Here is a 21,545-nt window from a genome sequence, read left to right as displayed (position 1 = left end):
TGAAAGATATACTACTTAACGGCTTGTTATTCTAATCAGCGTACCAGTACTTTGGCAGTATCGCCAATATTCCCGTTTTGCGCTTTTATAATATACATCCCTTTGGGAAGGTCGTTCATATCCACTACCGACGAAGTTTCACTCTTTACCAATGAACCGCTTACGTTATAAACTCGCACTTGAGCCGGTTCTTTCAGAGTAACCGTATTTCCGGCATAAACCATACCGAGCGGATTATCATTCTTCACGGTTTCGATAGCATTTACCCCATCGGTATATACCTGAATACCATGCAGAATAAGATGATGAGGACGGGAATTTACAACATATACCGACACAGGTCCGGATGATTTTATCGTAGCTCCCGTTTCGGAATGAGCTAACTCCTGCATATTATTCCACCTGTAAATACCGGCTTTCGAAAGCGGCTTTAAAAGCATGTACCCTCTTACCAACTGCATATCGATCAGTTCACTTTTCCCGGGTCCCATCAATAAAGCAGGAGTCATTTTGTCGTCACAAGAGAGGCATACCGACATTTGAGAACAAGAAGGCAAATTCAATAAAATTCCTCCTCCGTTATATTGCATCGTACCCGCTGAACCAGGTAATTTTATTCCCCCAGTAATAGCTCCGGGACCTCCCAAAACACCATCAGTTCCATATCCTACCATATTCGGGTCTACTTCACAAGCTTCGAACTCACCGCTTTCATTTTCAAATTGGGCGTCCATCACTTGTATTTTATGCGTATCGTCGGGTAAATTACCATAACCAAAATATTTATCTATTTTAGCCTGGGAATCGAACCACAACCATCCTCCAGCATCAATATCTTCAGGATCAAAAAAACTTGTTTGGGCTTTTACGACAGTTCCACCTAAAGCGACACATAATAAAAATAGTAAAGTTTTCTTCATAATCGATAAAAATTTAAATTAGTACTTATATTCAGTTAACAAAATCTCTTATTACATTTCACGCCACGTCGGGTTTTGTTCTATTCCATGATAACGTATTTCATCCCAAGGAATGGGCAGAAAATACTGCATTTCCCTAAAATAACGTACGACTGTATTTCTACCGTTTACAATCACTTCCTTATATTCGGTCGGCTTTCCTTCTTCTTTGTAAATTTTTATTCCTTTAAGAGGATTAGTCGTACCGGTCATAACCTTTTCGGCTGTTCCCCAACGAAGCAAATCCCAGTAAGTACTTTTCTCGAAAGCCAATTCTACACGACGTTCGTTCATTATATCGTCCCAGGTAATCGATTCGTATTCGGGCATATGTACGCGACGCCGTATTTTATTTAACTCTTCCATCGCTAAATCGGGGCGGTTCTGTTTAAAATAAATCTCCGCATAATCGAGCAATACCTCGGCATACCGCCAAATGATACAATTCTGGCTGCTGGCATAATTCTCGTCATTATCGATTTTCTGAGATTCCCTGACAAATTTTCCGAGGTAATAACCCGTCCTTGTAACAGTCGCCGAAGTAGAGGAACCATAAGGTTTTAAATCTTCACCGGGAACTTCTTCTCCGTTAACTCGAGTATAATGTATATCCATCACATGATCTTTAAAAGTACAACCATCATAAAGGATATTTGCATAAAACCGGTAATCACGATTATCATAGGGATGTTCGGCGTCATAATCGGTATCGGGATCGTCGATACGTTTACCCGTAATCGTACGGTATTCACAAACATGGTTATGAGTAGGTACATAGGCGGCATAAGTCCCCCCAAAAGAGGGAGCAGCCGATTCACGGTCGAGTTTATGTCCGAAACCTTTGCTAAAATCTCCGTCATCGCTATGCTGCACTTCCCAAATCGACTCAATTGAATTTTTAGTCAGAAATATATTACGATATTCCGATACGATTTCATTCCGGGTAGTCCCGGCTATCGGAACTAAATCATAATGATGCAAAGCTTCTAACTCATCATATGCTTTTTTGGCGGCTTCGAGCATAGCAGCCGAACGGTCATCGGAAAATCCCAAAAAACTTTTTGTCTGGTTTTGAAACTTTACACCCGATGCCCACAAATAAGTTTTAGCCTTCAGCATAATAGCGGCTCCCCGATTAGCTCTACCGGTCTCCATTTCCTCCACTGGTTTTAAAAGATCCCGAGCAAGATCAGCCTCTCTTACAATAAATTTTACAGTTTCTTCATAAGTAGCTCGAGGGAATTTGGTACCATCATTTAACGGGTCATAATTATGTTCAATAATCAATGGAGCACCAAAACTGCGCAACAACAAATAATAATAATAAGCCCTAAAAAAATGAGCTTCTCCTAATAGCCGAGTTTTCTGGTCGCCTTCGGCGATTTTCCCGGCATTGTCTAACAATTTGTTTACCGACTGTATCTGCGTATAATATTTTGTCCATACTGTTTTGGCCCGTCGGCTGTTTCCTTCCATCGAACTTTTTAAAATATCACCATAATCGGCCTGATACCAATCCGATCGGCTGACAGTAAGCTGGTCACCAAACCAAGGCTCATATTCTCGTCCTATGCCTTTCATAATCGTGGTTACGAAAACCGAAAAACCATTATCCATATTCCGGTACCAGGGCAACACATATTCATCGAGTAACAAAGGACTTTTCCATATAGACTCTTCTGAAAGCTTATCATTCGGTTCATCCCTGAACTGGCATCCTGTATAACCCAGTAACATTATGGCAGCAATAACAGATAATATATATGATCTTGTTTTCATTTTCATCATTTTTTCATTCATTAAAATGCCATTATTAAAAACCAAAATTAAGAGTTACCCCATAAGAACGTTGTATAGGATAACCGCGCAACGATTCGGGATCCATATTATCAAGAGACGACAGGGTAAATAAATTGCTTCCCTGCAACGAAATACTCAAATTCGATATTTTCCATTTTTTCAATATCGAAGCTGGCAATCCGTAACCGATAGACAGCGATTTTAAACGCACAAAATTACAATCCTGTATCCAAAGGGTAGATTCCCGACGATTATTATCGGTTTTAGACGCAAATTTTATTCTCGGATACCGGGCATTCGGATTGTCTTCAGTCCAAGTATCGGTTAAATGATATTTCTGGAAACGTTGCAAACTACCGCTTTCGAGAGTATATAAATCGTTTATTTTCTGCTGATATCCCGAAACCCCCTGAAACATAGCATTTACAAAGAATCCTTTATATTTCACACCCAGACTGATACTATAGGCGATATCCGGATACGATGAATTTTTCACATAAATACGGTCATTCTCCGTAATAGCGTGATCTCCATTTTGATCTACATATTTTATATCTCCGGGAGCTAACGTTGAGTTTCCGGCTCCATCCTGATCGATCGGCCAATTAGCGATTTCATCCCATGACTGGAACAAACCGTCGGCTTGATAAACCGACCATACCATACTGCTTTTTCCTTTCCGACGGCGATTGGGTTCGAGAGACGATTCGTCTCCATAATCGAGAACACGATCTTGAGTCTTCGATAAAGTCACGGTAATATCGTAACGCACTTTATTTATCGAATTACGATGCGTAAGGGTAAGATCCCACCCCCAGGCTTTTATCTTACCGAAATTTTCATAGGGTACACTATTATCGGTTCCTGTAGAAGGGGGATACAAATAAGTGGGTGCACTCGTAATCATATCGGTACGGAATCTCCAATAATATTCGTAAGTTAAAGCAAAACGGTTATTCCAAAAACCGAAATCACCGGCAACGTTATAATCATGGCTTTTTTCCCAACTCAGGTCCGGATTTGGATAACTACCCGTATCCATAACGATGCCCGGCTTGTATGAGCCACCTATATTATACCCTTGGTTAACGGTATACATATAATTCAACAAATAACCATAATCCGATATTCCGCTATCTCGTCCGAGAATACCGGTCGACGCCCTCAGTTTAAGATTGGAAATAACCGGCTGATTCCAGCCCTTAAAAAATTTCTCATTGGAAACTACCCATGAACCCGAAACGGTGGGGAAAAAACCCCAGCGGTTATCAGGATGAAACTTTGTAGACCCGTCTACACGGAAACTCCCTTCGATAAAATATCGGTTATCATAGCCGTATGTCGCACGTCCGATCACCGAAGCCCGCTGGTTATAAAATTCACTACCGCTCAAATTACTATCGGTAGAAGTTCCGATAATTTCAGGATATTGGCCCGGCAAATTATTATTGGTAGCGTCGAGATAGCTATTTTTATAATCCTGATAATTTACGACGAGTAATCCCGATACATCATGTTTTTCAGCGAACGTCCGGTTATAATTTATGCCGGCCTCTAATAATTTATTATCGATAAATTGATCACGCTGATTAAGTGATATTTTAGCTTTAGGATAGATCGTAAGAGGATCTTCGGAGAATTCACCCGTTTGAGAATCATATAAATAAAGAGTCTCCGGTTTATTAAATTTCTTATTTATCGAATGGTTATTATCCATTGTCCCTTTCAGATACACCGATAACCCTTTTACCCAAGGTAATTCATAATTTAAAGTAGCAGTAAGAGTATTCAGGTTAGTTTTATTTTTAATATAACCGCCCAAACCATCGATTGCCAACAATGGATTACTTCCGCTCAAACTGGCAAGACTTCCATTCGTAAAACGAAGCGTCTGCAACGGAGAATAGCTATATGCCGCATCGACAGTAGTATAACTCGTATTTTTATTTTCCGATATATTTCCATTTACATCGACCGAAAGCGTAAGCCCTTTCATCAGATTGGCATCGAGTTTAACAGCATAATTATACCGGTCACGCCCTATTCCGCTATACAACCCTTTAATATTGGTATATCCTCCCGATATGTAATACTTAACAAAACTATTACCTCCGGTAACCGAAAGGGTATGTATGGTCGAATAACCGTACTTATTCAGATAATCGAGTAAATTCTCATCTCCATAAACATTCGGATTGGTATGATTCCGTATTTCTTCCAATTGTTTATCATCGTATTTTTTATAGTTCTCGCTTTGTGTACTTTCTACCGCACGGTTATATAACAATGCAAAATTATAAGCATCGAGAAACTCTGGTAACTCGGTAGCCTGTTGTATATTGAACTGGCCGCGGTAATTTACACGCACCTTTTGATCGCCGCTTCCCCTTTTTGTCTTTACCAAAATAACTCCGTTTGCAGCGCGGGCTCCATAAACGGCTGCAGCAGCCGCATCTTTCAAGATAGAGATACTCTCCACATCATCGGGATTCAGGTCGGAAAGACGCATTTCACCATCCGAAGTATTGTTTCCGAAACGAGGTACACCGTCGATCACTAATAATGGCGTACCATTAATTCCACGAATACGTAAATCAGCCTCTTTCGCTGAACTGGGATCTCCTGTCGATGAACGCACCTGCAAACCGGCAACCTGCCCGTAAAGAGCTTCATCTACATTCATAGCAGGCATTCTCAACAAGTCTTCTCCCCGTATTGTTTCGATAGAACTTGTAAGCGAAGACTTTTTCTGAGTACCGTATCCTACGACAACGATTTCATCGAGCTGCTGAGCATCTTCCGAAAGTACAATCTTTATGTTGTTTTCTCCCGCTTTCAACTTCATGTCCTGAGTCCTGTATCCGATAAACGAAGCCGATATAGTCGCTCCTTCAGAAACCAACATCGAAAAAGTACCATTTACATCAGTAATCGTTGCGGTAGTCGTATCTTTTATCTTTACGGTAGCACCGGTAATCGGCTCCCCCGAATGATCGGTAACCGTTCCTTTCAAAGTGTACATTTGAGGTTTACTCTGTGCCATCGTCCCGAAAGGTATGAGACACAAAAAAATCAGATATACAAGTCTTGCCATCTCTGAGGATTTATTTGTTAAATAACTGGGATATCTTTATTAGCTGATAATTATAGAAATCACGCGTTGCTTTATCTCCTGCCGAAGCAGCTCTTTGCTTGTATAATGTTTCTATTTTTTTAAGCCGGGCAGTCATCATAGGAGCCGATACATAAGCAGGCAATACCGGCAATCCGAAATTGATACGCATAAACGAGTCGGAACCTTCTCCGTTATGTGAAAAACCACAATGACTGCAAGGTACTGAAGGCTCGTCGGCAGAATGTATCAATTCTTCGTAATCGGCGAAAGCGAGAGCCGCTTTTTTAGCAGATGCGGTTTTCAACCCGGTAAGAGAAATCATGGCATCTATAGCTGTCGATTGCAAATTCATTTCGGCAGGCGTCAATTTCTGATTTTTGTAAGCGGCTTTAAACAATTCTGCCGTGACATCATCGAGATATCCATCGAGCGTATAATTAGCCTTACTTGTTTTCTCCCCTTCACTGATACGGTAAAGAGCAGCCGGTTGCAACAGACAAGCGACGACCGAATTTTGCAGTTTATTATTTATATCCGAATCTAAATTCAACTTCTGCATTAAAGGAAGCGGAGTAAGCCAATCATTATAAGTGCGAGCTTGCTCTACCAGCCAAATCATTGCTCTTTTCTGCGACACTTTATCGAAATAATCTTTTGCGTTTCCTTTTTCGCCCTGTCTTATCTCGGTAAATTTTACACCTCCGATATAAGGCATCACATGACGTAAATGGCGGCTATATTGTTTAACGATTTCGTTATACATTGTTTCTACATTCTCATAGGTAGCACCTTTTTCAAGGGTCCACGCTTCGAGATTATTCATAATGATCTTCAAATTCGAAATAGCATAATTCCCCGATTTGATATGATCATTCCCCAAATCTTCGGTTTGGTCGGTCGGGTCTATTGTAGCAAAGAATTGTTGAGCACCGAATTCATACATCGGATCGCCCTTCTTTTCTTCTATCCAAGCCGAAAGAGTCGCTTTCTCATCCGCAGGAGTTTTAGCTTCAGGAATTAGACGGTATCCCCAATCTATAGCGAAAAGATCATAAACTCCCAAAACAGGAGGAGTAAGTTTTACTCCTTTTTCAAAATCGCCCGGCTGTGCGATAAAATTATTACGAGCATAATCCATAATACTCGGAGTCGTACCGTATTGTTGAGTAAACGACGGACTGCGTAAAGAATCTACCGGATACGAATAACTCGCACCCATATTGTGCATAAGCCCCAAAGTATGTCCGATCTCATGAGCGGCAGCATAACGCATCGATTCACACATCACATCATTGTCGAAAACCGGTTTCCGCACCCGAGAATCCACTGCCGCCGTTTGTGTAAAACGCCAGTTATGTAATAGTGAAATAATATTATGATACCAAATTACATCAGCGGTTAGTATTTCTCCGCTACGGGGATCCACAAAACTCGGCCCCATTGCGTTAGCCGTAGATGTAACTGCATATTTTACACAACTGTAACGCATGTCATCGGGATCGAACGAAGCATCGTCACGAGGATAATCTTTAGCAACGACAACATTTTTAAAACCGGCGCCTTCAAATGCACGATTCCAGTCTTCAATTCCCTGTTTTACTACCCCTCTCCATTTTTCCGGAAATGCCGTATCCACATAAAATACAATCTGTTTCTGAGGCTCGACCAGTTCGCCTTTCAGATATTTATCCATATCTTCCGGCTTCGGTTCTACACGCCACCGGTGAATAAAAGTTACTGGAAGCACTTTATCGGCCGATGTAGTAAAAAGAGATTTATCGGAACTGAAAAAACCTACTCGGTTATCTTGTAATCGCATCTTCATAGGTTCGTCAGGCAATAAAACCAGCGAACGGTTTACAACAACCGTATAGGGTTGATTTAAAGGAGTCGTATTAAATGACAACATACTGCGTATTTCTATATTACGCGGAAAAGTTTTTACACCCATGAGAGTAGAACCGTCGCTAACAAATGTACCTTTCAACGATTTACTGCCACCTAACAATACTGTAAGAGGATTTTCGGGTTTAATCGGACTTATAATCTTTTCATTGCTACCGAAAAAAGAGGTAACATCGATAAGTACATTGTCTCCGTTTTTACCCACAATTTTAAATCCTTTAAAAACCGGATCGACAAAGTTTTTTTCAAAAGCAGGAGTAATAGGATCTCCTTTAGATACAATATCGTTTGCCTGTACCTTATGCGCATATACGTTATTATTGTCTTTCGAGAATTTTATCATGAAAGGACGTGTTGCCATCTGACCGGCAACATAATCTTGTGTATTGCTGGTTTCGGCAATACGGCTCGAAAGTAAATAAGTATGTTTGAATGCCGAATCGGGAATCTCGAAATACAATTTATTTTCTTTAGTAAAAAAAGTCGTAAACAATCCCTCTTTTTTAATCGCACCCGCAATCGCTTTTTTATAAGCTGAGCTCGACGAAGATACACTGTCTTTCTTCATCTCGATAGCAGGAGTTTTCTTTTTTGATTTAGAACGAGTCTTACCGAATGCTTCCTGAGTAGGAATAAGCATTGCTATCAATAATAACGTAGTTAAAATTGCTTTCATAAATTAATGGTATAGGTGTAATTATAATTCTTTACTTTTTATTTAAAATTCAGAATATTAAATAAATCCTCATCTTATATTTTCTTCAATTTTAAACAAATTATTTTTTATAATATATATATTGTGTTTGAAAATTTTTATATTTGCAGTGTGCTATTTTAAAAACCTAAACTTTTATCGCTGTTTTAAATACAATTTTAAGGTAAATAACGGTACCAGAATGCAAAGAAACGAAACGGCATTGCAATTACCGCCAGTCGCAAAGATATTAAAAAAATGAATAGTTGTATATTTATTAAACAAGATTTTCGCTTTTCCTATAAAAAAAATTGAACTGTTTTTATTCTTTATTATATCACTAAAATCAAAAGGAGTATGAAAAAAAGACTACTATTCTTTATTATTTGCCTTTGCACTGTTTTTTCCGCATCGGCACAATCAGAAACACCCCTCATCACACTTAAAGCGACACCGGGGAATGTAAATTTCGAAATCTATGCCATTTCGGCAGGTCAGAGCATCAGTATCGACTGGGGTAACGGAACCAAAATAAACTATGATAACATAGCTACCTATAACGATTTTCCTTACACCGTCATCAACAGTGAAGTTACCGGCGACGGTACGATAAAAATCTACGGAGAGGATATTATCGAATCATTCGAAAGTATTTTTCTGAAAGACGGAGCCCAAATATCGGAAGCCGATATAAATAACGCAACGCAACTGAAAAAGATTACAATTCAGGGACACGCCCTCTCGGGATTGGATATATCTAAAAATGTAAATCTTACCAGTTTGAGTTTGAATGGGAACGGACTGACGGTAGCTCCCGATCTCAGTAATAATACCGAACTCACTTCTATAGACTTATCGTTGAACGCTCTCAAATCTTTAAACGTTTCGAAAAACGAAAAACTCGGTACGCTAAAGTGCAATGATAACCAATTAACAACGATCGATCTATCGAAAAACACCGAACTAAAATATTTGTATATTGGAAACAACTTGCTTACGACCATCGATCTGTCGAATAATACATTGCTGAACTATCTTTCTTTACCCGGTAATTTATTAACCAAACTCGACGTAACCGCATTTGCCAATCTGGCTACTTTATTTTGCGACAACAACTTCATTACCGAACTAAAAATACCTGCAACTTTAAAAACGCGGTTATCTTGCAAAGAAAATTACCTCACATTAGCCACATTGCCTGCCAAGGTATCGAAATTTTATGTTTACGCACCTCAACGTCCGATGAGAGTGATGAAGGACATGGAACCCGGATCGAAAATCGACCTTAATGCACAAAATGGAATCACCGGAACTACAGAAAGTGCACAAACGACGACATTTACCTGGAAATATCTTACTTCGGGCGAAACGTTAGCCGAAGGCACAGACTATACAGCAGAAAATAATGTATTCACTTTTCCGAAGGAACTTACAGACAGCGTATATTGTGAAATGGCATCCGATGCTTTCCCCGATTTATCTGGAGCAAACGCATTTAAAACCAACAATACTTTCATCGGTGAATATCCCCTACTCATTACGTTAAAAGCATCCGATATCGAAAACAATGTAAATCTGACCCTTTTGGCAAATGAACCGCTGCATGGCATGTGCATCGACTGGGGTAATGGTACGAAAACCCCGGTAAAAGAGATTTCGGCCGATGCCATTGCTCCCACTCAATTCTCGCAAGCAGCTCAAGGAGATGGTACGATCAAGATTTATGCCGGCGACAACATCACCGAATTCGATTGTGGATTCAGCGTAGGTTCCGCAAAAATTACAGCACTGGATGTTACCAAAGCAACCGCCTTAACTCGGCTCTCCGCGGAAACTAATTCTCTGACAAGTATCGATCTGAGTAAAAATACGGCTCTTTACAATGCCAGTTTCAACAGCAATCAGATTAAAACTATCGACATTACAAATAACGCCGAATTACAATATTTCGAATGCGTTAACAACGGATTGACAGAATTAAAAATTTCAGAAAACAATGCAAAATTAAGTACACTGAAATGTAACAATAACTCATTGTCCAGTTTCGAACCGGGAAAACTCACCAATCTGAAAAATTTATATATCGGAAATAACCAGCTTACAACGATTGACTTGTCGGCAAACAAACTATTAAGTTACGTTCAACTTACCGGCAACAAACTTACCAGCCTCGATGTAAGCGAATGTCCGAAACTGGCTACTGTTTTCTGCAACAATAACATGATTTCAGATCTGAAAATAGCTCCGACATTGATAACCAATCTGAACTGCTCGGGCAACCGTCTCACTTTGGCCACTTTACCAACTAAAGTTTCCAAAAATTATACGTATGCTCCCCAGGCTGCTTTAACAATTCAAAAAGATATTCTTACAGATGCAGATATCGACTTGTCGGCACAGGATAATGTTACCGGTATTGCCACAGAACCTCAAACGACAGTTTATACCTGGAAAGTAGCCAATGACGAGAATACCGTTTTGGTAAAAGGAACCGACTATACCGAAAATAACGGTGTATTTACTTTCTTGAAAGCTCCCTCAGACAGTATATATTGCGAAATGAGTACACCGGCATTCACCGCATTTAATGGTAAAAACATATTCAAGACAACGAATATGCTCGTAACGAATGTCGACGGTATAGACGCAACCGACGTATCAACTCCGATTCTTTTTTCGGAAAGCGGCGTCCTTTATATCAATAACATTGCTACCGGTACGAAAATAAATGTGGTGAACGCACAGGGTGCCCTTATGGATAATCGTATCGCCACAGAAACAACGGCACAGTTCTATTTACCGCAAGGTATATATATCATAACCATCGACGGAAAGTCATATAAGACGCTCGTTAAGTAATTTATTTATAACGAAATACAAGGGGCTGTATGCAATATGTACAGCCCCTTTTTTCATTTACTACCTAACACGCCTGTTATCAGTCTGTCCTCAACCCCACCTTTCTAATCCTAAGTCTTACCCTTGTCACCAGTGATAATCACCCTATAGTCGATATCGACTTGATGAGAAGTCACGGGAAGATTCATCGGTTCCGCCTCAGAATGACAAACTACCTCTACGCCTAAGGCTCAGCCCCCTATCATGTTGAGCGACAGCGTAACATCTCATAAGAAACGGGGAAAACGCATCCGGACCGAAGAGACCGCCATCGTGGATATTTCGAGCTGCTCAGAATAAAAAGTGCAAGTCTCGGCAAGACAGTAGAAAAAAATCAAAAAGAAGTTATATTTCCAACTCGGGCATTTGATCGATCAATATTCGTTTCACTTCCTTATCCTCCACTTTATCGATAATAACAGTAGAACCTTTTATATCGTTCTTTACCTTTCGTTTACCTATTTTCATATCCGAAATATTGTATAACAAACCTACTCCTTCTTTATCCGAAACAATTGTCAGCCATGCTTTCCCTTTACTCGTAAGATTACATTTTATTTTCCATTCTCCTACCGACCAGGTACCTCGGATATAACTGATATTCAATTTTTCCGTATTTTTCCCATGAGTATCCATTATCGTCAGAAATCTGGCCTGAACAACTTTTGTTGTAGTAGCTGAAAAATGCCAATGATTTTTATATACAATCAAATTCCCTTTTGCATCGGTTTTATTTAACCAATTAACTGCCGGTGAAAAAAATTTGTCGGTCAGCGTAGTCGTAATTTTATCCGAACAGAATATAACAGCATCCGAAACACCCGTTTTATTTTCTCCCCTCACCCATATATAATCGTTCTTTTTTTCAACTTTCATGGGAAATTCCACCGTATGTAATAAGAAACTCCAAGCAACAGGTTCGTAACCTTCAAGTTCGTCGTATATGATAAATAAACCGCTGTCTCCAAGCATAATTATATGACGTCTGAATGTCTTTACTTTATTATTATCCCACCCGTTCTCCGGTGTAAATTCTATCCCGGACAAACGGGCTCGTTCCAACCATAACGGAGAAATTACTTTTCCATAAGCATCGGAAGCATCTCCGACAAAATACGATATTTTATTTCCTTCATAAAAACGAGGGATCCACCCGTATCCTTCCGTACCGATCTTCTGTCCCATTCCATCGGCAAGAATAGTATTATGAGCCCGGCTATTCCGATAAGAATACATACAATGGGCATCTGTAAAACCGGTACGATGACCACTGCTATAAAAAATAGGCTGGCCCCCATAAAATGTATTGAAAGAATTTTGATTGGCCAAAGCATGGGAAGTAGAACCGTAAGGACTCGACCGGAAAGAAAGCATCGCATTTTTTCCGGTATTCCCAAGGTTGGTATGCATCGTAGCCAGACCGGTCTGAGGAAATACTTTGGTATGAGGGAGACTTTCTAAACCGGAGCCCCCTTCAGGTAATTTCTTTTTTGTGGTTAACCGATACCATGTAAGATCTCCCGATTTACCTAAAAACGATTTTTTCAATACATCGGCATTATGGCTTATAATCTTTCTGACATAATCGGCTGCATAACTACTATTGCATTCACGAGCCAGTGCATCGGCATACCCTACCCTCGCCCCATTGGGACTCCTCATATTTTCATGCGAGTTACCATGACCGGCCGACACAGACTCCGGTAACTGATGATACAGTGTATATAAAATCGATCCTTTGTACCACGGATCAGCGAAATAATCGAATCCGGTAATACGAGAATAAAATGCGGGTACTTCGATCAACGTACGTATATTTACCTGAAAATAAGAATCTCCGTTATGCCAGGCACCATCATCATTCAACCCCGGGAAACGGGCAACCCACATATTATAACAATAATCTACCCAAACAGAAGCTTCAGGTAAATCACCATAAGAAGCAAAAGCAGCCATAGTCAGAATCCGCAAGGTCATTTGCCAAACATGGTTATCGGCAATTCGGTTTTCGAGATGATTCACGAATTCTCCGAAAAAAAGGTTTCCGCTTTCCCGTATCTCCTGCAATAGCATATCTTTTTCTTTACATCCCATAAGATCATAAAACGTATCATACGCCAGCGCACTTACCGACAACAATACCGAACTGTTAAAATCACCGGCAAAATAACGATTATGCTTCCACGATAACATTTCCTTTATACGAATAATCGCCGCTTTATAATAAGCGGTATCTTTTGTCAGTAAATAAGATCGCACCAGTGCTTCTATATTTGCTTCTTCCCGATCTACGACTTTACGGCTTTCCCTTATCATATACGATTTTCGCTGTACACTATTCTCGAGTACTGTGAGCTTTGTAGTATCTATCTCTTCCTGTATCGGTTTCAACGGGTGATTCATCGCCGTCCTTGCGTGATCGATATACCAACAGGCCTCTTCATTAACGGCATTCCGTTTACGGAAATTATCCCAATCTTTTTTGTCAAGAAATACTCTCGGATGATACCGAGGCAATTTTTCGAGTACGATTTCTAAAGATGGCGGATTGAAAACAACCGCTTTTTTATCTACCGTAAAATTATACACTTTCGACCATTCATCCCCGTTTATACTACAATATGCATACTGCCAATACCATTTACCGTGACCAAGTTTACGAAAAGGATTGAAAAAAGCCCAATGGAGAGTCGCTTCTTCTATATCAGTTAAAAATAAGGAATCACGCGATAATCTTACTTTATAGGTAACCGAAGGTTTTATCTCGGTTTCTTCCACTCCATCGAGAACCTCACCCAAATGAGGATATTTATCGGGCCACATCAATGCCGGGGGATTCTGCATAACAATCGACCCGTTAAGCGGAAACGGAGTTTCCCGCACCTCATGCATCAAAGTTATTGTTCCGGGACGAATGACAGAACTGCTTTTCTTTCCCGATAACAAACAAAACACCGGTATAATCAGTAATAGAAATATGTATTTTTTCATAAGAAATAATTATATTTTATCAGTCAAATCGTATTTTTCAGAGACATTGGCTTTTAATCAAAAGTTAAGTAAATAGCCATTCTAAAGTATTTCAAGACGGGAGTATCCGGAAATTCCGGATACTCCCGTCTTGAAATACTTTCTCACTTATAATAATATACTTATCAGTATCCCGGATTATTTTCGGTGATTTTCGTATTAATACTTATCTCCGATAACGGAATGGGGAAAAGCTCATGTTTACCATGTACGAAATTACCTTTATTACCCGGATTTTTCTCGTTATACCCGGCGGCATATCCTTTTTTTTGCGGACTGGTACTATGCATTTTAATCGCGTCTTCGAGAATACCCCATCGTATAAGGTCATATTTACGGGTAAGCTCGAAACAGCACTCGAATCCTCTTTCCCAAAACAGAGCAACCCGGAATTTTTCTTGATTACTTCCTGTCGGAAGAAAAGTCTGAGCCATATTGTAACTATATGATTTATTTTCTTTTCCGGTAAAATATTCCCACTTTCCTTTTCGCTGGTAAAGAGTCTCGAAATTGGCGAATCCCTTATCGAGGGCAGTCGCTCCGGCACGGGTACGTACCTGATTCAACAGATCTACAGCCTCGTCGGTACGATTCAACTCGTTCATCGCTTCTGCAGCCATCAATAAAACATCGGCATATCGTAAATACACAAAATTAGTATTAGTATTATTCGGGTCTTTGGGATTATTTCCCATCCACTCGCGCCGCCATTTAGCGGGACACCAGTACTGATCGTAATTATTTTTGGTAGAAACGAATACAGCCTGATGCGTAATATTCACGTCCCGCCTCCCGTCGGATTCTTCATAATACCCCAACCATTCGGGCAATACCCGGAAAAACGCATTTGCTCTTCCTTTGGGATCCTTAGCCGAATTATAAGGCCCGATATAGGTACCCCATGTACCAGCACCGTTATCTTTCCCATCGGGAGTATAAAAAGCGACTTCAAAGATGCTCTCCACCGGGTCTACTATATCCTGACTGAAATTTTTCCAGAATTGCAAATATCCCTGAGGATATAATTTATGGAACCCGTTTTTCCCGAATTCGGCAAATTCCTCCAATACGGCTTCGAAATATTTCTGCCTGATCGCATCATCAGGACGAGAATAAGCGCCATTCAATTTCAGAGAATATCCGGCTCGTTGCAAATATACTCGCATAAGTAATCCCCGGGCAGCGCCTTGTGTAGCTCGCTCGCTATTGCTACCTTCCTTAGCCCAAGGCAATTGATTCTTAGCTCTATCGAGATCATTTACGATTTGATCGTATATTTTCTCCCGATCGGTGCGACCGATATAAGCATCATCAACCGACACGACCTCTTTCGTGCGATAAGGTACATCGCCCCAATACCTTACCAAGTCATAAGAGAGCAAAGCACGCAGAAACAAAGCTTCCCCTTCGTATTTCAACGCTTCGGAATCACCGTCTTTATATTCCTGCATATTGCGGATATTATTTATTACCTGATTGGCTCGATCGATACCATCGTATTTTTTAGTCCAAAGCGTTTCTACCCACGAATTAGTCGGAGTTACCATATAATGAGAAATATCCCGGCGGTTACCGTCGCTGTTGGTACCATTTATATAATACATGTCGTCTGATGTAGCCATCGCCATTTCAAACTGTCCGTAATGATTCGGATTAGAAAGCACCTGATAAATGCCGTCTACCGCCAACCGGGCATGCGGAAGGTCTACAAAAAGATTCTTAGTTTCATAATAAGAGTCATGCGATTCGGAAAAAAAATCTTCACATGAGGTAAAAGTTAACGCCAGTATTGCTGTAGCTAATATATATTGTATACGTTTCATAGAATACATTTTTTAAAATCGATAATTATAATCCCAGACTTAAACCGAATACAAACGAACGGCTTCTCGGATAAGCACCCCAATCGACACCCGGTGTAGTTCCGGTAGAATTACGGGTGCTCACCTCCGGATCGAATCCCGTATAGGGAGTCCATGTAAACAGGTTGTTACCGGTTACGTATATGCGTAAAGTACCGACTTTTATTTTCCGCATCCATTTTTTAGGGAAAGTATATCCCAGCGAAATATTGTTGATACGCAGGAACGAACCATCTTCTACACCCCAGGAATGAATGACTTTATTTCCGTTTTGCATATCACCGAACTGAGCCACCGTTTTTCCACTGTTTACTCGTCGCAAGACATCGGGATCACTGATAACTTTACCGTCGGAACCTACCGTCACCCAGCGATGATGACTGTTTACAGCGTCGATAGACGTCTTATTGCTGGTTCCTATCAAAGTCGTGTATAATTTGGTTGCGTTAAGAATATCGTTGCCATAACTGAAATTCAAGAAGATACTCAGGTCGAAGCCCTTATAAGTAAATGTATTTATAATACCTCCGTAAAACTTGGGATTAGCATTACCGATCACTTGTTTATCGTCTTCGGTAATTAAAGGGTTCCCTTTAGCATCAACCTTTCCTCCGTTATCTTTAAATTTCCAATAACCCGGCTGAGGTTGATTATTGGGATTATACGGAATACCCTCTTTCAGAACATATTTACCTCCTACATAATTGAAATCATCTACCTGATATAATCCCTCGGTCTTATAACCATACATAAGACCGATAGAACGACCTACTGCCACAAGATAATCGTTTTGATTAAATCCCCATCCCGATTCTTCGAGGTATTGCGATTCTCCCGACAAAGCCAGAATCTTATTTTTATTATGGGAAAGGTTCAATGTCGTCCTCCACATAAAATCGCGTGTTTGTATATTTACGCTCGAAATCGTCAGGTCGATACCCATATTCTGAGTAGAACCGATGTTGCGGTAGAGATATTCTTTACCCGACGACTGCGGTAATTTCGATTTAAGCAGCAAATTACTCGACCGATTGATATAAAATTCGGGAGAGATCGTTAAACGCTGTTCGAAAAATCCGAGGTCGATTCCCACGTTGAAAGTTTTATTCGCTTCCCACTTGAGATCTTTATTGGGTATTTGAGAAGGGACATAACCGGGAATGCTTCCGTCGAGATTTGGCACGACCACCGCACTCCAGATCGACAGCGAACCGTAATCGCCGATACGGTTAATACCGGATGTACCATATCCCACACGTAGTTTTAAATCGGAAAATGCACCCAAATCTTTAATAAATCCTTCCTCTGAAAGACGCCAAGCGGCCGAAACAGAAGGAAATATACCCCAATGATTTTTCGGGCCGAATTTTGAAGAGCCATCGGCACGCAAAGTTCCGGTCACCATATATTTTTCTTTAAAATTATAATATACTCGCCCGAAAAAAGAAAGGATTTTATCGTCGTCATTGTAATTCGACTGGGATGTACCGGCTATACCCAAGCTCAGGTCATTTAAACCGATATCATCGTTCGGAAAATTCGTTACCGTAGTTTGAAAATATCTGTTCCAGGTTCCGATGTATTCCTGCCCCAACATAAACTCGGCCTTATGAGCTCTTTTACGCAAATTATAGGTAAGAGTATTCGCCGTTTGAAAATTACCGACTTCGGCATTACGAATACTGCCGTTAATACTTGTTCTCTTGGCGCTGACAGATTGGGAACCGTTAAAAATCTCGTTACGTTGGGTGCGGTAGAGCATTCCGGTGGTATTCTTAAAGGTAAGCCCTTTAACCAGTTCATAAGAAAGACCGGCATTTGCATTGAATATCCTCAATTCTTTTACATTATGCTCGGCCCGTGCCGAAGCTGCCGGATTTTGTACTGTATTACCGTCATCGTCGAGCCACGGATTATCGGGCATTGTCTTAAATTCTTCGTCGGTGGCTCTAAGTCCCACAGTGGGTTGATAGGTAAGAATATGCGTCATTTTACCGAAACCGCCTCCACCTTCTGATGTCCCCATTCCTTCGGTCTTCATACTGGTGAAGCTAATATTACCCGTCACCCGGGCTTTCTTATTGATCCGATGATCGATTTTAGCGCGAATATTGTCCTTTTTCACTCCACTCTCGATCATAATTCCCTGATCGTTCAGATGAGAATAAGACATCGAATATTTCAAGTCTTTCGTCCCGCCCGATACGCTTAATTTATGATTCTGCACGAATGCCGTACGAAAAACTTCTCTTTGCCAGTCTACACCCCGGTGGGCATAATTCGCCCCAATGTCTGCAAACTCTCCGTAATTTCTCCTAAAACTTTCACCGGCTCCTTCACTCGAAGCGCTTCTCCTTTCATAATCGAGATAAACAAACTCTGGGGTACTCAACATATCCATATGTTTAGATACATCCTTAAATCCCACATAAGCATCATAGGTTACCAGAGTTTTTCCCGCTATCCCGTTTTTGGTAGTCACCACCACTACCCCATTGGCACCTCTCGCACCGTATATGGCAGTAGACGAGGCGTCTTTGAGAATATCGATCGATTCTATATCGGTAGGGTTCAACGCCATAAAAGCCGCCGCTTCGCTAGGAAAACCGTCGATGATATACAACGGTTCGTTATTTTGGGTAATAGAGATTCCTCCTCGTACCCTTATCGAAATACCGGCATTGGGATCTCCCTCATTTTGGGTAACCATTACCCCGGCAACACGCCCGGCCAGCGCTTCAGCCATATTGGCGACTGGCGCTTTGGCCAGTTCCTCGGTATTTACCGAAGCCACCGAACCGGTCAGATCCTTACGCTTCATGGTTCCATATCCGATAGCTACTACTTCGTTAAGTTCTACAAATGACGGTACGAGTTTTACATTGATTATTTTCTTATCCCCGACTTTCACTTCCCGCTTTTTCATGCCTACATATGAAAAAACGAGAACCGATCCGGAGGGTGCGTTTATTCTGAAATTTCCATCTATATCGGTAGCCGTACCGGTTTTAGCACCTTTAACAAGAATACTTACTCCCGGGAGGGATTCATTATTCTCATCAGTTACTTTTCCGATTATTTCCGTCTCCGCATTCTGAGCCGATAACTGAAATACGGCAAATAGAGACAACAAAAGAGTAAAAAACAATAATCTACTGTTTTTCATAATATTTATACTTAGGTTATTTTATTTAGTTCGTTATCGATATTTATTCTATCCTCATCATTTCGATATTGCAGGAAATTCATTATCTATATCACAGTAACCGTAGAACTTCACCGGCACTTGATTTTCAGATTGTTCAAAGGATATTCTATTATAAAATTATAACTGATTCATCAAAAAAAAGGCCCCGCTAACAGGAGTAAGACAGGGCCTCGACCATTCAGCAATAAAAAATTGCAATTAAGTCAAATAGTCGTCTTTATCTTTTTACAATACGTTTAACGGAACGGCTTCCGTCGGCTTGTATGATCAATACCTGATAATAACCGTCGGCAAGACCAGAGACAGATATCTGACGGCTGGGCCTTGCTACTTGCATAACCGTCTGGCCGCTTATATTGGTAACAATAATATTCGATACGGCCCGGTCCGAATCTATATTCAGTATATCTGTCACCGGATTGGGATATACTTTTATTCCATCTTCATTATCCTTTTCAGTGTTCAATCCGGATAAAAATTTCGTTACCTTCATCGCCGTAAAAGCGACATTGGAGTTATTTTTCTTAGCTAAGACAAACCGTACGAAACGGGAATCCTGCTTCAGTTCAGCACTTTTATTTTTCTCTGCAGGAGTAGCTTTACCTGCAGGTATAGGATTCGCTGCATCATATTTATGTATTATCGTCCAATTAACTCCATCTGCCGATTCTTCCACATTAAGTTCGGCTGTAGGACTGTCAACCGAACCATTAACAGCATAGGAAAGTTCCTGTGGAGCATACGAAAATGACAAAACAATAGAACGCCTGTCCGATTCGAGGCGAGTAGAATTTCCGCTATTTTTAAGAGCTGTTCCCGCCCAACCCTTATGTGTTTCCGAACTCCAATTGTCAATATCTAACGGAAACGTTAAATCTATTTCGTCCTCCGTTGGAGCCAAACTTTTGCATTCAATCGAATAAATCGCCCAATCGCTGTTGGCCGCCCCGGCATTCGGATCATTCTGTATTTTTATACCGGTAACTTTTTGGCTGAAATCTGTAGGTAAAACAGCAGGCTCGATCAATTTTACACTTTCTGGCAAATTTAACGAAGCGGTTACATTTGTCAAGTCTACTGTCGATGGATAAATAATTTCAGCAGTACCCGTTTTTTTCTCATCATTATTTTTAGGATTTAATGTTCCCAATGGACTTAATGCGACAGCACCCTCTATTGTAAACGTGGTTAATCTTTGCCCGAATAATGTTCCTGCAAATATTGTACAAATAAATAGAGTAAAGATCTTCTTTTTCATAATCTTATGTTTTTAAGGTAAATAACATTTTTATTTTATATATATATTGTTCAGATTAACATTCTGCTTATCTCGCAAAGCATATATCCAACGAATATAGCGTGCTTCGGAAGGCAAAGACAAAGTCAAAATCTCCGTTCCCGTAACATCCCCTTCCTTATACGTTTTCAGATTTTTCCATTTCTTACCATCTATCGAGGTTTCTACATCGAACTCTCCGTTAAAAACGGCTCCTCCTACCACTGTGAATTCAAAAGAAGCCTCTTTCGCAACCCCATCATACGCAGCAAAAAATCCAATACCGTCATTTCCCATTCTCACCACTGTCGGTTTACTGTAATCGATTCCATATCCAGCCCAGGGCTTCGGATTGGTAAAATCGAGATCGCAGGGGTTAGTTTTGGAAAAAACGATTTGTAGAGGAAGCTTTCCGGGAACCAGTTGATGAACGATAATACTCCAATCTTTAGAAGAACCATCTTTTTTATTCACCGTAACGTGTTTAACTTTCGTATAATCATTATTTAAAGGAGTTTCCTCCGATATCACACACCCGCTGAGCAGTTTATATTTTACGGGCAAACTCTTAATATCCGCCGAAGCGTCTACAATTGTCTCTATAATAGAGGCCGATTTAGTACGGTTTTTCAATAATGTCTGTGTCAGGGAACCTTCTACCTTAAATGATGAAAAACCCTGTGCATAAAGACCGTTGCTGAAGAATAAAACCGATACTATGGCTGTAAAAATCCTGCGATTCATATAATTTTTCATTTTATTGATTTAACGATTAAGTCTTCCGGTCGCTTCTACCGG

General features: G+C 40.4%; 10 protein-coding genes. 1 reads left to right on the top strand and 9 read right to left on the bottom strand.

Annotated elements, in window-relative coordinates; translation table 11 throughout:
- Nucleotides 1–35: 35 nt before the first annotated feature.
- From NMU02_RS02645 to NMU02_RS02630, 4 genes are read right to left on the bottom strand one after another with little or no spacing between them, the layout of a single operon-like run.
- On the bottom strand, nucleotides 36–920 hold the full coding sequence (locus tag NMU02_RS02645) for a T9SS type A sorting domain-containing protein (protein ID WP_255025637.1): 885 nt from the start codon (nucleotides 918–920) through the stop codon (nucleotides 36–38).
- A gap of 51 nt (nucleotides 921–971) precedes the next feature.
- Nucleotides 972–2,738 carry a RagB/SusD family nutrient uptake outer membrane protein gene (locus tag NMU02_RS02640; RefSeq protein ID WP_255025636.1) on the bottom strand — a complete coding sequence of 589 codons (1,767 nt, stop codon included), beginning with the start codon at nucleotides 2,736–2,738 and terminating at the stop codon, nucleotides 972–974.
- A 34-nt stretch (nucleotides 2,739–2,772) separates the two neighbouring features.
- Nucleotides 2,773–5,853 (bottom strand): SusC/RagA family TonB-linked outer membrane protein, encoded by a 3,081-nt coding sequence (locus NMU02_RS02635; protein ID WP_255025635.1) that lies wholly within the window; start codon nucleotides 5,851–5,853, stop codon nucleotides 2,773–2,775.
- A 10-nt stretch (nucleotides 5,854–5,863) separates the two neighbouring features.
- Entirely contained in the window at nucleotides 5,864–8,455 is a 2,592-nt protein-coding gene (locus tag NMU02_RS02630) for a zinc-dependent metalloprotease (protein ID WP_255025634.1), read from the bottom strand.
- 375 nt (nucleotides 8,456–8,830) lie between these two features.
- Here NMU02_RS02630 and NMU02_RS02625 point away from each other — a divergent pair, with 375 nt between their 5' ends.
- Nucleotides 8,831–11,332 (top strand): DUF6383 domain-containing protein, encoded by a 2,502-nt coding sequence (locus NMU02_RS02625; protein WP_255025632.1) that lies wholly within the window; start codon nucleotides 8,831–8,833, stop codon nucleotides 11,330–11,332.
- Between the two features lie 384 nt (nucleotides 11,333–11,716).
- On the opposite strand, the gene NMU02_RS02620 is transcribed toward NMU02_RS02625, so the two are convergent.
- The 5 genes from NMU02_RS02620 to NMU02_RS02600 all read right to left on the bottom strand — a co-directional run bounded on the left by NMU02_RS02620 (nucleotide 11,717) and on the right by NMU02_RS02600 (nucleotide 21,491).
- Nucleotides 11,717–14,362, bottom strand: a complete 2,646-nt coding sequence (locus tag NMU02_RS02620) for a DUF4962 domain-containing protein (protein WP_255025631.1) — start codon at nucleotides 14,360–14,362, stop codon at nucleotides 11,717–11,719.
- A gap of 164 nt (nucleotides 14,363–14,526) precedes the next feature.
- On the bottom strand, nucleotides 14,527–16,224 hold the full coding sequence (locus NMU02_RS02615) for a RagB/SusD family nutrient uptake outer membrane protein (RefSeq protein ID WP_255025630.1): 1,698 nt from the start codon (nucleotides 16,222–16,224) through the stop codon (nucleotides 14,527–14,529).
- A 25-nt stretch (nucleotides 16,225–16,249) separates the two neighbouring features.
- Nucleotides 16,250–19,429 carry a SusC/RagA family TonB-linked outer membrane protein gene (locus NMU02_RS02610; protein ID WP_255025629.1) on the bottom strand — a complete coding sequence of 1,060 codons (3,180 nt, stop codon included), beginning with the start codon at nucleotides 19,427–19,429 and terminating at the stop codon, nucleotides 16,250–16,252.
- A 259-nt stretch (nucleotides 19,430–19,688) separates the two neighbouring features.
- Entirely contained in the window at nucleotides 19,689–20,729 is a 1,041-nt protein-coding gene (locus tag NMU02_RS02605; RefSeq protein ID WP_255025628.1) for a T9SS type A sorting domain-containing protein, read from the bottom strand.
- 30 nt (nucleotides 20,730–20,759) lie between these two features.
- Nucleotides 20,760–21,491 (bottom strand): discoidin domain-containing protein, encoded by a 732-nt coding sequence (locus NMU02_RS02600; RefSeq protein ID WP_255025627.1) that lies wholly within the window; start codon nucleotides 21,489–21,491, stop codon nucleotides 20,760–20,762.
- Between the last annotated feature and the right edge of the window lie 54 nt (nucleotides 21,492–21,545).

The sequence above is a fragment of the Coprobacter tertius genome (genome assembly GCF_024330105.1).
In the GTDB taxonomy this organism is placed as follows: domain Bacteria; phylum Bacteroidota; class Bacteroidia; order Bacteroidales; family Coprobacteraceae; genus Coprobacter; species Coprobacter tertius.
The sequence above is the reverse complement of the archived record's forward strand: the minus strand, read 5'-3'. Positions and strand labels throughout refer to the sequence as shown.